The organism is Citrobacter sp. RHBSTW-01013 (assembly GCF_013781985.1).
GTDB classification, from domain to species: Bacteria; Pseudomonadota; Gammaproteobacteria; order Enterobacterales; family Enterobacteriaceae; genus Citrobacter; species Citrobacter braakii.
Genome location: NZ_CP056185.1, coordinates 1,248,329 through 1,259,355 on the forward strand (window position 1 = coordinate 1,248,329; position 11,027 = coordinate 1,259,355).

15 protein-coding genes and 1 pseudogene are annotated in these 11,027 nt (G+C 49.1%); 3 read left to right on the forward strand and 13 right to left on the reverse strand.

Features of this window, described 5'->3' with window-relative positions:
* Window positions 1–31: 31 nt before the first annotated feature.
* A complete protein-coding gene (locus HV350_RS06000; protein WP_181630010.1) occupies window positions 32–1,465 on the forward strand; it encodes an EAL domain-containing protein in 1,434 nt (477 codons plus the stop codon).
* A 58-nt stretch (window positions 1,466–1,523) separates the two neighbouring features.
* On the opposite strand, the gene HV350_RS06005 is transcribed toward HV350_RS06000, so the two are convergent.
* Window positions 1,524–1,880, reverse strand: a complete 357-nt coding sequence (locus HV350_RS06005) for a hypothetical protein (protein ID WP_016157245.1) — start codon at window positions 1,878–1,880, stop codon at window positions 1,524–1,526.
* A 455-nt stretch (window positions 1,881–2,335) separates the two neighbouring features.
* On the opposite strand from HV350_RS06005, the gene HV350_RS06010 reads away from it, so the two are divergent.
* Complete coding sequence (locus HV350_RS06010) at window positions 2,336–3,025, forward strand: YafY family protein (RefSeq protein ID WP_181630012.1); 690 nt, start codon at window positions 2,336–2,338, stop codon at window positions 3,023–3,025.
* A 70-nt stretch (window positions 3,026–3,095) separates the two neighbouring features.
* A complete protein-coding gene (locus tag HV350_RS06015) occupies window positions 3,096–3,842 on the forward strand; it encodes an SDR family NAD(P)-dependent oxidoreductase (protein ID WP_181630014.1) in 747 nt (248 codons plus the stop codon).
* A gap of 190 nt (window positions 3,843–4,032) precedes the next feature.
* Here the strand turns inward: HV350_RS06015 and HV350_RS06020 are convergent, their stop codons facing one another.
* From HV350_RS06020 to HV350_RS06075, 12 genes and pseudogenes are all read right to left on the reverse strand, one after another.
* Window positions 4,033–4,215 (reverse strand): hypothetical protein, encoded by a 183-nt coding sequence (locus HV350_RS06020; RefSeq protein ID WP_181630015.1) that lies wholly within the window; start codon window positions 4,213–4,215, stop codon window positions 4,033–4,035.
* Between the two features lie 396 nt (window positions 4,216–4,611).
* Window positions 4,612–4,941 carry a TA system toxin CbtA family protein gene (locus HV350_RS06025; RefSeq protein ID WP_181630016.1) on the reverse strand — a complete coding sequence of 110 codons (330 nt, stop codon included), beginning with the start codon at window positions 4,939–4,941 and terminating at the stop codon, window positions 4,612–4,614.
* 20 nt (window positions 4,942–4,961) lie between these two features.
* Window positions 4,962–5,279: a type IV toxin-antitoxin system YeeU family antitoxin gene (locus HV350_RS06030; RefSeq protein WP_046495841.1), complete on the reverse strand. Its 318-nt coding sequence runs from the start codon at window positions 5,277–5,279 to the stop codon at window positions 4,962–4,964.
* Between the two features lie 18 nt (window positions 5,280–5,297).
* Window positions 5,298–5,519, reverse strand: coding sequence for a DUF987 domain-containing protein (locus HV350_RS06035; RefSeq protein WP_000691995.1), 222 nt, complete (start codon window positions 5,517–5,519; stop codon window positions 5,298–5,300).
* Window positions 5,520–5,527: 8 nt separating this feature from the next.
* Window positions 5,528–6,004, reverse strand: a complete 477-nt coding sequence (locus HV350_RS06040; RefSeq protein WP_046495838.1) for a RadC family protein — start codon at window positions 6,002–6,004, stop codon at window positions 5,528–5,530.
* Window positions 6,005–6,019: 15 nt separating this feature from the next.
* Window positions 6,020–6,478 carry an antirestriction protein gene (locus HV350_RS06045; protein WP_128347215.1) on the reverse strand — a complete coding sequence of 153 codons (459 nt, stop codon included), beginning with the start codon at window positions 6,476–6,478 and terminating at the stop codon, window positions 6,020–6,022.
* An 83-nt stretch (window positions 6,479–6,561) separates the two neighbouring features.
* On the reverse strand, window positions 6,562–6,801 hold the full coding sequence (locus tag HV350_RS06050) for a DUF905 domain-containing protein (RefSeq protein WP_054626379.1): 240 nt from the start codon (window positions 6,799–6,801) through the stop codon (window positions 6,562–6,564).
* Window positions 6,802–6,900: 99 nt separating this feature from the next.
* Window positions 6,901–7,809, reverse strand: coding sequence for an Ivy family c-type lysozyme inhibitor (locus HV350_RS06055; protein ID WP_064761968.1), 909 nt, complete (start codon window positions 7,807–7,809; stop codon window positions 6,901–6,903).
* Window positions 7,810–7,877: 68 nt separating this feature from the next.
* A pseudogene (locus tag HV350_RS06060) lies at window positions 7,878–8,045 on the reverse strand (DUF4339 domain-containing protein); the annotation flags it as partial.
* 37 nt (window positions 8,046–8,082) lie between these two features.
* Window positions 8,083–8,778, reverse strand: a complete 696-nt coding sequence (locus HV350_RS06065; protein ID WP_054626378.1) for a hypothetical protein — start codon at window positions 8,776–8,778, stop codon at window positions 8,083–8,085.
* A 226-nt stretch (window positions 8,779–9,004) separates the two neighbouring features.
* Window positions 9,005–9,832 carry a DUF932 domain-containing protein gene (locus HV350_RS06070; protein WP_054626377.1) on the reverse strand — a complete coding sequence of 276 codons (828 nt, stop codon included), beginning with the start codon at window positions 9,830–9,832 and terminating at the stop codon, window positions 9,005–9,007.
* Window positions 9,833–9,925: 93 nt separating this feature from the next.
* Window positions 9,926–10,789, reverse strand: a complete 864-nt coding sequence (locus HV350_RS06075) for a GTPase family protein (RefSeq protein WP_054626376.1) — start codon at window positions 10,787–10,789, stop codon at window positions 9,926–9,928.
* Window positions 10,790–11,027 lie beyond the last annotated feature (238 nt).

An 11,027-nucleotide genomic window follows, 5' to 3' on the forward strand; every position in this document is an offset into this window, starting at 1 on the left:
GGGGCGCTCTGTTCAACAACACGAGTTAATCATGTCTGTAACCAAGAAAATCACACCCATCATGCTGGTGTTGCTTTTTCTTCTGGCCGGTGTGCTGACGTCATGGCAGCAATGGGATAGAGAGGGACAACTTGTCAGAGAACACGCGATAAATAGCCTGGTCGAAGAAATCGATACGATATTTGACGACGTAAATACACTGGCTGTGTTAGCCAGCGCACATATACAAGAGAATTGCACTGACGATCTGCTACGAAAATTGCGTCTTCTTACGGCGTCTGGCGAGAAGATTCGTTCAGTCAGTATCATCAGGAACGGTGAGTGGAACTGCTCTTCTCTTGAAGGCCGAGAATCGCCGGGGATTATTTCCAATGGAACGACTACACACTCACTGATGATTGAACAGATTTATCGGCTGAACACGGAGATGTATATAATCTATTTTCCGATTCAGGGGCAGGTGGTGGCTGTTGCAGTATATAAAGCGGCAATCGATAAAATTCTCATGGATTTTGCCCGTAAAGAAAAAATTGATGTGCATTTTTTATTGTATCCAGAAAAACATCCTTTCGTGCAGATGGCCTCGCAAAACTATCCTTTCTGGATTGTGACGGATTCACAGGATGGCATTGCGGATTATGTGCGGGATAATCATTATCTTCTTATTTTATTTGTGGTTCTGTCTTTGCTGTTATATTTCCACTTACGCCGGGCGCAGCGGATATCACCGATAAAAATACTGCAGCGTGCGATTAATAATGATGAATTTATTCCGTTTTATCAGCCCGTCGTTGAACTCGCTTGCGGAAAAATCGTCGGGGCTGAAGTCCTTGTTCGCTGGAATCACCCTGAGCAGGGAATTATTCCCCCTAACGAATTTATCCACACGGCTGAACATAGCGGCTTGATCAATGTGCTGACGCTGAAATTGTTGACGCAGGTAGAGGTTGATATGCGGTGCCTTAGGGCTCAGTGTGATATACCATTTCATATCGGTATTAACGTACCTCCACTTTCACTGGAGGATCATGAATTTACCGATGCCACTATCGCCTTTATTCAGCGGATGAACTTGTTTCATATTGGCGTAATGCTGGAAATCACCGAACGGCAGCAGAATCTGATCCGTGAAAGTGTTCTTAGACGCTTGAAAGAGGCAGGCGCTGCGCTAGCCCTGGATGACTTTGGGACCGGATATTCTAACTATGCTGCGCTGCAACGCATTTCGCCGCGGTTCTTGAAAGTTGATAAGATGTTTATCGACTCACTGGGTAAAGGCGGCGTGAGTGATACTATCATCAGCAATATTGTTCACCTGTCTGAACTAGCCAGGATCCCATTGGTGGCGGAAGGAATAGAAAGTGAAGAACAAATGGAGAGACTGCGACGGATTAACGTTAGCTTTGGTCAGGGGTATCTGTTCAGTAAACCAATACCCTTTAATGCGTTTCTACGTTTATTATAAGGATTGCTAATAATAAAAAACCGCGAAAGCGGCTTTTTATTATTGAATGGATGGAAGATTACTCGCTGACTTTTTTCTCAACGGAGGCAGCACCTTCTTTGGTCTTATTCCAGCCTTTCTCGGTACCTTCTTTTGTTGCATTCCAACCTTTTTCAGTACCTTCTTTGGTTGTATTCCAGGCTTTTTGTGAGCCTTCACTCACTTTACTGCTCAGGTCATCTTGTTTACCTTCAGCAGCATGTTTTGCTTTTAACTGTTGCTCTTCGCCCTGATTCTGCGCCTGATGCAGTTTTTCTTTTGCGGTATTGGCATTTTCGTGCGCGGCGGCTACATCATTATCAGTTGCGTGTGTCGTCGCGGCAATAACGGGAGAAGCCAGCAGAATTGCAGATAATGCGATAATTGTCTTTTTCATAATATCCTCGCTTAGCGTTATAAGTTATTAGCGTGATTAAGCATGGCACACGAACGAAGCGCTGGCTTTAGGAAAAAACTGTAAGTGCTGATAACGGTATTTATCCATTTTGTGCAGCTGGGAGCGATCAATACGGTAATTTTGTGGTGGGGCAAAAAGACGCATTCAGTGTTAGGTTAAATAATAAGTGGTTGTCGTTATTAAGCATGGACATATTAAGTATGTGTAAGTCTCCCTGCAAAACGAACCATCAACTTTTAGAGAGTCTCTGGCACACAGCGGACAGGCTAACTGGGCTAAAGGTCTTCTATGAGGTGTGAGTTCACGGGTTGATGCCACGCTATCCTTAATCGAGGGGGAAGTTCAACTTAAGCGTGTACGCTTACTTTGTACTAAGATGCTTATCCAATAGATGCTTTAAGATTTTGTCTCAGAATCAAGATGGATTTATCAACATGACCAGAACAGAAAGGCTTCTCGAACTACTACAGATATTAAGGGCGCAAAGATATCCGATCACTGCATCCACTCTCTCTGAAAGATTAGGAATAAGTGTGCGCTCCCTTTACAGAGATATAAAAACGCTACAGCATCAAGGCGTGTGCATTGAAGGTGGTGCTGGAATTGGTTATATCATTAAGTCTGACTTTCATTTGCCACCCTTAAACCTTTCTCATGAAGAAATCAATGCTATTACGCTTGGGTTAAATTGGGTATCTCATAATACGGATTATGATTTTAAAAATACCGCAAGGAATGCACTTGCCAAAATCCACGCTGTCATTCCCGGTGAATTAAAAAATCTTATTGAGAGTCAATCTTATCTGATCGGCCCTTCAGAAAATAATGAGGTGTTTTTTGAAGACATCCGCAATGCTATTAAAAAGCGCAAGAGAATCAAAATAAAGTATTGTGACAAGAAAGATACTTACTCTTCTCGAGCCATATGGCCCATCGGATTGGTATATATGGAGTCATGCTGGCTTTTGGTTGCATGGTGTGAGATGAGAAATGATTTTCGTCATTTTAGAACTGACAAGATTGAAGAGATAGTACAACTGGGTTCCATATATAGAGAAAGCAGGACAGTTTTATTGAAAAAATGGAGAATAAAAGAAGGAATCAGCGAGGAGAAAGAGTACTGACAAAAACTGTCACAGCTAATTTGTATACTAACCCAGATGAAAGACTCAATTCGACTTCATAGGGTGAATTATGAATTTCCAGAATAAAGTTGCTGTCATAACAGGAAGTACTGCAGGTATAGGTGAGGCAGTCGCAGAGCAATTACACAAACATGGAGCTAAGGTCGTTATTGTCTCCCGCTCGTCAGAGCAGGCTAAACAAAAAGCGAAACGATTATCTTCACAGGGACAACAAGCGCTGGGGATCGGATGTGATGTGTCACAGCCCGAACAAGTACGGCAAATGATAGATGAAGTTATCAAAAATTTCGGCAGACTTGATTGTGCTGTAAATAACGCAGGCTTAACAGGTGAACATGGTAAAAACATAACCGAGCAGACGGTTGAAAACTGGGATAAGGTCATTGCCACCTCATTGAGCAGTGTTTTTTACTGCCTAAAATATGAAATACCTGAGATGATGAAATTTGGTGGCTCTATAGTTAATTTATCTGCAGTAAATGGTCTGGTTGGCATTCGTGGATTAGCACCTTACACCGTGGCTAAGCATGGTATAATCGGTTTAACCAAAACCGCAGCGCTAGAGTTTGCATGTCAAGGCATTCGAATCAATGCAGTCGCTCCGGGCTATGTCCAAACCCCACGAATGAGTGAATTTCCAGAAAATATCGTACGTAGTTTCGCAAATAGCCACCCTATGAAAAGGATGGCAAAAATGCAAGAAATAGCAGACTTCATTCTGTTTTTGCTGTCAGACAATTCAGGGTTCTGTACCGGAGGAGTATATCCAATCGATGGTGGTTATTTAGCAGAGTAAAATTCCTCTAAAGCGTCAGAGTATAGAGTTAACTCTTGTGTTGTAGGGCTAGTGATAACAATATTTCCAGTCTGGATTAACAAGAGTATAGATGATCGGCTCTCCATTGGTCCATTCATCATGCTATTAATAACTTCCGCTGCTGGCACGTAGTGGCCGGTCCGTTACGTGAGGGTCACCTCGGAGATTGTCACGCTGATTCTGCCAGTTGTCGCTGCAGGACCTGCAGACCGGTTCCCTCCCAAGCTGCAGTCGAGCCGACCACATACAGGTTTTTCTTGGCGCGTGAGACAGCTACCTTGATTATGTTTGGCAGATTCGATTTCTTTAACGGATAGAGGTTTGGTTTGTCTTGCCATTGTCGGGTTTCCATAGTTTTAGGCACCTCAAAAACAATAAAGCTTTATGAGGTGCCTAACAAGGTGCCTAAAAGGTTCGGATTTAATGAGTTCTCTTCGGACTTCGCGGGACAAATTGAGGGCACAAAAAAGCCCGCAGGGCTTGCGCCGTGCGGGCTCTTAGGACTTCATCGGATGACTCTGGTAATCACCGATGGAGAATTTTGGTGGGCTGGCGGAGTCTGAATTGGTTGTGTAACCAGTTGTTTTATAATACTTAACTTTCAATTCAATTTTCAATTTGGTCCCATTGTTGGTCCTAAAAGAAAATGTCAGGTTTTTTTGGCAGGGGAGGGGAGGTTATAGCAGGAGCCTCTTCGTTGGTGAGATTAGCATTTTGCTTTCCTTTAGTCTGCTCTGTATTTAAGCGTTTATTTCACGTTATTTTTTAGCAAGCCGGTAGAGCGCCTTGCTCGCAGAATATCCACTACGGAAATATACGGGGTTTGTTCTTGCCACGAAAATCCATTCCTGTCGATACGAACCAGTTCGTATTTTTCCACCAGAAAGTTAACGGCATTGGCCAGCGTGATACCTGCATCGATATGTTCCTGTATAACGGATTCATCCCTGAACGGCGTGTCGTTCAGGGTCAGGCCGTAGTGTTGTTCCAGCAGGCGTGTCAGTAGAATTTGCCAGATAGCCACGGGTGACAGGCAGGGTTTTACCGCCCGCGAAGTTGCTGCAGATTGAGGTTTCATGCTTGCTCTCGTGAAAGTAATTAGCGCTTAGTGGGGTAAATGGCGATGTATACGTAGCCGCAACTGCCGAGGGTGTCGGCTTCGCAGGTAAAACCGGTGTGGTACAGGGTGACGCAATGAACGTGTAGGGGATTCAGTTCACCGGAGGTCAGCATCGATTCCATCTGGCTGATAAAGTGCGGGAATGTTTCATCCAGCTTCTGGCATTCGGCGTCACTGAACTTACCGGTGATACTGGCCCGGTCAGCTAGGTAGTGCAGCCGGTTGCCCTCCTGCACCAGACGTGTTCCCAGGCGCGGCGTGATATCGCGCTGCAAGCCCCAAGTGATGTTGCTCATTACAGTTCTCCACTATTGTCAGTTTAGGGTGATGCTCATCAGGCAGGCATAAGGCCCGTTGCGGTCCTGGCGGCGTTCGGCGTACACAGCCAGGACTCCTGTGATATCCGGAACGTCCCTGCCGGTGTAATGGCAGACGCTACCGTGCCACTGATATTTTCCGGTGCAGTAGCGAAAGATTCGGGACTCAGGATGCTGGCGGTATATCGTCATTGCCCGGCGTTTACTGATAATTTTCATGTCATACCTCACAGCAGACCGTGTTCTGCGAACGAATAGATTTGCCTGCCGCCGACAATCAGGTGGTCAGGGACGCGGATATCCACCAGCTGAAGCACCTGCACCAGTCGCTGCGTGAGGGTTTTGTCAGCCTGGCTGGGTGTTGTCTCACCAGAGGGATGGTTGTGCGCGAGTATCACCGCCGCCGCGTTGAAGTATAGGGCACGTTTTACCACTTCCCGGGGATGCACCTCGGTACGGTTAATCGTGCCTGTGAAGAGCGTCTCATGGGCAATCAACTGATTCTGGTTGTCCAGATACAACACACGGAACTCTTCCCGCTCAAGCGCGGCCATATGCAGTCGCAGCCATTCACGTACGGCGTGGGTAGAGGTGAAGGCCACGCCGGGCTCATGCAGGTGGCGGTCCAGAGCCCTGAGCGCCCGCTGAATGAGACGCCGGTCCTGTGGCGTCATCTCGCCGGGTAAAAAGGAAAGCTGTTTCATCTGTTGCTCCTTCGGTCAGTCGATAATACGCAGAATGGCGTGGGCCTCTGGATGCTGCAGGGCGTAGTCCCGCAGGCGGTAATAGTGTTCAGTCATGGCATCGCATTGGGTGCGACAGGCGTGATGGCTGTACGCAATCAGGCAGACAGCAATACCTGCGGCTTCTGCACTCATTTGGGCATCGTTGCCGTTCAGGCAATTAAACAGACGCCATATCTCATCATTGTCAGACTCGGGAGCCATAAACGCCCCGCCATTGCTGAGGGTGTAAAAGGACCAGATACCACCGCTGTAGGTCGAACAGAAGCGATCCATCCAGGCGAAAATACGGGGTTCCAGCGTTATCCACTGCGGGATAGCGCCAAAGTGCAGTGGCCAGAAGTTGATACGCTGTTCGTCGGGTACCAGCGTGGCACTGAGGGTGAACTGCGGTTCGTTAGCGGGAACAAACTCGTGCTGTGTCTGTGTTGTCATAGGGTTTCTCCGTCAATAAAAAACGCCAGCGGCGATGGCTGGCGTATGAGGTGGGGTAATCAGGGTCTGAAAAATGACTGCAGTCAGTCGGTGGATAATGCTCTGCAAATGCCATCCTGCCCGATATACCGGTTGAGGGCCGTACCGGCATCCGGTTCAAAGTTCCACGCCCGCCAGACCATCCGGCCTTCGGGGTCGCGAACCACCAGACGGAAGTGACTGTCCTGGTCGTCTTCAATGGCGATGTTGTGATATCGGCGGGTAATCGCTTCGGCCTGCTGTCGGATGAAAGGTCCCGGTGGTAACCATTTAGGTTCAGACATTCGGTGTACCTTAAAAGCAAAATCCCCTGTCGCAAAAGCGACAGGGGACTGAAAGAGAGGAAGGAAAAATAGGGTATGTTTCGTGTCGTAACGATAACACTACTGCTTAGCAGCTTGTTTTGCTTTTTCCCAGGATGGTCGGTTCGGGCCGGAAAACTCTTTCATGTCTGACCAGTAACCGATAGGGTACTGGATAACAGTTTCATCACCGACGCCGATGTCAACAGACAGATATTGACCACCTTTAATGGAGCCTTTGCGCACCCAAGCATTTGGGCTACAGGTTCCAGTATCTCGCTGTTGCCAGGAACGGTCATCCCTGTCAATGATGTAAAAATCACCTAATGAACACCCACTTGCAGATTTGTGATTTAACACGGCGGCCACGTGTTTGGTATTACCAACAATCACACAACTGTTATGTTTACCGCCGCACATGTTCCACAGAGTGTCACCGTTACCCCCGGTAAATTCCCAGATGGTATTCGCTGGTGGTGCATCATTGGACGTGGTAGTGGCGGTTGGCGTGTGTGTTGGTTCCGCAGTCCCATTGACTAATGCACGTAATACTTTCAGCTCACCATCACTTGGGGTGTTAACCCATTGCCCATCTTTACCGTTGCTGTAGAAGCCCACGAAGTTATGGAGGTCAGGCTGGTACAAGAATGTCAGATTGTGGTTACCACAGTTACCGTCTTCACACATAAAACCTTTCAGGTAGACTTTACCGTCAATTTTTACTGGTTCCATCGGACCCGCTGGACCATTCATCTCGTCGAGCATCGCCGGTAAACCATTCTGATTCATGGTCTCATCAAACGACTTTTTGTACGCTGGGTCGGTTTTGTACAGGTCGAAAGGATATGGGCAGGTATTGTTTTCTGACTGACAGTTCTTGGCTTCTACCGCCGTTTTTGCGGTTGCCTGGACTACAGTCGGGGCCATCAGTGCCACAGACAATGCCAACCAACTCCATTTCACATTTGCAGAGAAAGATTTTCTTTTCATTATAAGACTCCTTATAAAGCCCCTGATGCGTCAGGGGCTGTGGGCGTATGCTCGCGTATGGCGCTCTGAAGTAGCACCGAAGCTAGTGGGGTGGCGGAGACCGGTTGCCACTCCGTCATTCCCTGTCGCCAAACCAGAGTGGCGGCAGTCAGTTCACCGTGAACAATCAGGCCGGTGATGTCGTCTTCGGTCACATTGTCGTGACGTACGCCATTTATCTCGTAATACCATATCATTGTTTTTCCTTGTTAACAGAGGTCATTAAACCAAAGCTCATCCCGATCCCCCGTTATCGGCAGCCTGTGACAAAACTTCACGGATACAGCTGAAGTGAGGAAGTGCCCGGATAAAGCCTGCCTGAGTGGTTAACAGGCTGAGTCGTTTTCGAGGGGTAAAAGTGGTGTTCAGGATTGTCACTGCATGGATGGTCGCCAGAGGATGCACGGTTATATGCCCGTTAAGTTCACCGGTGAGGTACCAGCAGCCGTCGAGAAATATCAGACGGTACGGGGCCAGTCCGTCACAACGTTCACCGTCCGCGAGCAGCAATACACGCTGGCTGCCGGTGATGGCGCTGACCAGTCGATAAAATACCAGCGGGCTGGTGGTCGTTATCGGCTGTGGTGACTGCCACACCAGGCAAGGGGTTCCATCCGATGCCAGCAGTGCGCCCGCCAGACGCCGGTCCAGCCCCGGAAAGATATCGGCCAGCCCGGCCCGGTATGCAAAAGTCAGCACATCCAGTTCACCCTGCGGACCTGCACCGGTCCGCAGGCGATAGCATCCCTGATGACATTCGAGGTCCAGGTACATCAGTCGTTCGCGAAAATCCCGGTACAGGGTACGGACCGACACATCAAACTCGGTCGCCAGTTTTTGCATCTCTAACGTTTCACCCGCCACAAGACGGCTGATAATCAGCGACAGCCTGACCGCCAGCCTGTCGTAGCGGCGCTCTGTCAGTGGCATGGAGGCTCCTCCGCATGGTTAACTGACTGAAAGAAATAAGATTCTAAAGGAGAGGGTTGACAGGATATGTCCACGACGGGAATTAATTTGGGAAGCGCATGAAGCCCGTGATTATCAGACCTGCGCGGATTTCTGATGATTTAACCGGCAAGTTCTGTGCACCCGAAATGACAGGGTGTGTCATTTATTCACATTTTAATAACCATGCCAGAGGTAAAATGTGAACTCACGCAGGCCGGAAACCACTGAGCATGGCTTCCGCCATCACCCACAGTGCCCGGTTAAGCTTCACATCTCCGTCAATGCCGCGCACGGCACGGGTATGCGTTCGCACGCCTTTTACACTACGTCCGCTAAGCCCGCCTTTTATCAGGTTCTCCTGAATACGCTGGTAGGTGGTCCACAGGTCATTACTCTCATCCTGCCAGCGGCGTGGGGAAAGTATTTGTGACGGGGCAACCGGCTGGTGGTCCTCACCAAAGCGGTACGTCAGCGCGGCCTGTGCCAGAGCCTGCTGAGCAGGTGGCGGCAGCATCAGCGACTGCATGGCATCTCGCTTTTCTTCCACACGGTCAAAAATCCCCAGCACTTCATACGCCCCTTCAATCACCTGACTCACCACATCTCCTTTGTGCGGCACCCGCACCTCACCAAAAGACTCACCGCAGACGAGCCCGTTCTGGCACACTGCACGGAATAATCCCGGCAGCATCTGATACGAACTTGTGCCGTCATGCGAGTTGAGCAGAATGATTTCCGGGACCTGTTTACCGGTAATCTGTCCCTCCCGACGCAAACGCAACATATGCTTTGTATGCTCCCGACGACCAGGGTCACGTACCCGGGTCTGACAGGCAAAGAATGGCTGAAAGCCTTCGCGCTGCAGGCTGTCCAGCAGGGAGATGGTCGGAATATAGGTATAACGTTCACTGCGGGATTCGTGTTTATCCTCGCTGAACACGCTGGGCACCACACGAAACAGCTCTTCACGGGTTAACGGGCGGTCGCGACGAATAAGGTTTGCTGCGCCAAAGCGCGAAGCCAGACGGGTCATAAGCAGACTCCTCATGATGGAAAATAAAGACAAAAAAGCCCTGCCGCTCAAATGGCGACAGGGCTCAGGAAACGACGGATTAAGAAGCAATATTCAGAAGAAGAAATTCCAGACGGCACGGGCAACCGACACCACTGTGCCGCGCACGGCCTGAATGACGGCCCGCATCGGGGCGGGAATAAGGGGCAAAGCACTGATGGTATCAAGTACTGCACCTACGGTTTCACCGAAATCGTCACGGGCCTGCTCCCGGACTACCGTTGTGCGAAAGGGATGCTGCAGTTGCGACACCACCGGGCTGCTGGCCTCACGCGGCAGGCAACGGATCATGCGCTCTGCCATCACCCGTAGTCCCCACTGTAGACGGACCGACACAGCACACACCGGATGCACGGGCTGGAACAGCTCATGCAACAGGCAGATTTTGCGGCTGATGTTTTGCTTCTGCTCTGTGGATAATCGTTCTCCTCCGCTGGTGGGTTCAGCTTTGTCTGACTGGCTGATAACAAACAGCACCTTATGCCGGTATGCCTCACCAATCACTTGCCGGTAAAAATGCTCATCCACCGCCAGAGCCCGATCATCAGCCTTAATCAGCCACAGTACTAGGTCGAGCCGGGGTAGCTGTTCGCGGTACAGCGCAGCATACTCAGTATCGCGTGCACCACTTTCCCCCACGCCGGGAAGGTCCACCAGCGTCATATAGCGCTCACCGACTTGCAGACGAAAGCGCAGAGGTTCACGTGTACAGGCCGCTACATCGCTGACCGGCGACACTTCACCGGCAAACAGGGCATTGCACAGCGACGATTTTCCCGCCCCTGTTTTCCCCATAATGCCGATAACTGGCTCGTAGTTTGTGAGCTGACGAATTTGCTGCATGACCCGTTCTGAGGCCCATTCTGGTAAGCCCTTAAGTGAGCCCTGCAAGGACTGCAACCCTCCCAGATTATTCATGATATCTCCTGAAACAAAGAAAACAAAAACGGCGAATCCTTATGGATTCGCCGTTATAGTGATATGTTCAAGATGATGATATATATTTGAAAAGTTTTGGAATGCGTTCTCATTGCGAACGGTATAAAATTTCTGGCGTTCCCTTTCATAATTACATTTTTTAGGATCAGGCAGGCACAATCTATGCAATGTCTGAGATAACTACATCCATTTTTACTTGACTACCACCAACAAAAAT

Excerpts from the sequence above, each read along its gene's own strand:
- HV350_RS06070 (WP_054626377.1), bottom strand. The coding sequence starts at position 9,832 with ATGACCCGTCTGGCTTCGCGCTTTGGCGCAGCAAACCTTATTCGTCGC.
- HV350_RS06065 (WP_054626378.1), bottom strand. The coding sequence starts at position 8,778 with ATGCCACTGACAGAGCGCCGCTACGACAGGCTGGCGGTCAGGCTGTCG.
- HV350_RS06025 (WP_181630016.1), bottom strand. The coding sequence starts at position 4,941 with ATGAAACCTCAATCTGCAGCAACTTCGCGGGCGGTAAAACCCTGCCTG.
- HV350_RS06075 (WP_054626376.1), bottom strand. The coding sequence starts at position 10,789 with ATGAATAATCTGGGAGGGTTGCAGTCCTTGCAGGGCTCACTTAAGGGC.
- HV350_RS06035 (WP_000691995.1), bottom strand. The coding sequence starts at position 5,519 with ATGAAAATTATCAGTAAACGCCGGGCAATGACGATATACCGCCAGCAT.
- HV350_RS06000 (WP_181630010.1), top strand. The coding sequence starts at position 32 with ATGTCTGTAACCAAGAAAATCACACCCATCATGCTGGTGTTGCTTTTT.
- HV350_RS06010 (WP_181630012.1), top strand. The coding sequence starts at position 2,336 with ATGACCAGAACAGAAAGGCTTCTCGAACTACTACAGATATTAAGGGCG.
- HV350_RS06020 (WP_181630015.1), bottom strand. The coding sequence starts at position 4,215 with ATGGAAACCCGACAATGGCAAGACAAACCAAACCTCTATCCGTTAAAG.
- HV350_RS06015 (WP_181630014.1), top strand. The coding sequence starts at position 3,096 with ATGAATTTCCAGAATAAAGTTGCTGTCATAACAGGAAGTACTGCAGGT.
- HV350_RS06045 (WP_128347215.1), bottom strand. The coding sequence starts at position 6,478 with ATGACAACACAGACACAGCACGAGTTTGTTCCCGCTAACGAACCGCAG.
- HV350_RS06005 (WP_016157245.1), bottom strand. The coding sequence starts at position 1,880 with ATGAAAAAGACAATTATCGCATTATCTGCAATTCTGCTGGCTTCTCCC.
- HV350_RS06055 (WP_064761968.1), bottom strand. The coding sequence starts at position 7,809 with ATGAAAAGAAAATCTTTCTCTGCAAATGTGAAATGGAGTTGGTTGGCA.
- HV350_RS06050 (WP_054626379.1), bottom strand. The coding sequence starts at position 6,801 with ATGTCTGAACCTAAATGGTTACCACCGGGACCTTTCATCCGACAGCAG.
- HV350_RS06040 (WP_046495838.1), bottom strand. The coding sequence starts at position 6,004 with ATGAAACAGCTTTCCTTTTTACCCGGCGAGATGACGCCACAGGACCGG.
- HV350_RS06030 (WP_046495841.1), bottom strand. The coding sequence starts at position 5,279 with ATGAGCAACATCACTTGGGGCTTGCAGCGCGATATCACGCCGCGCCTG.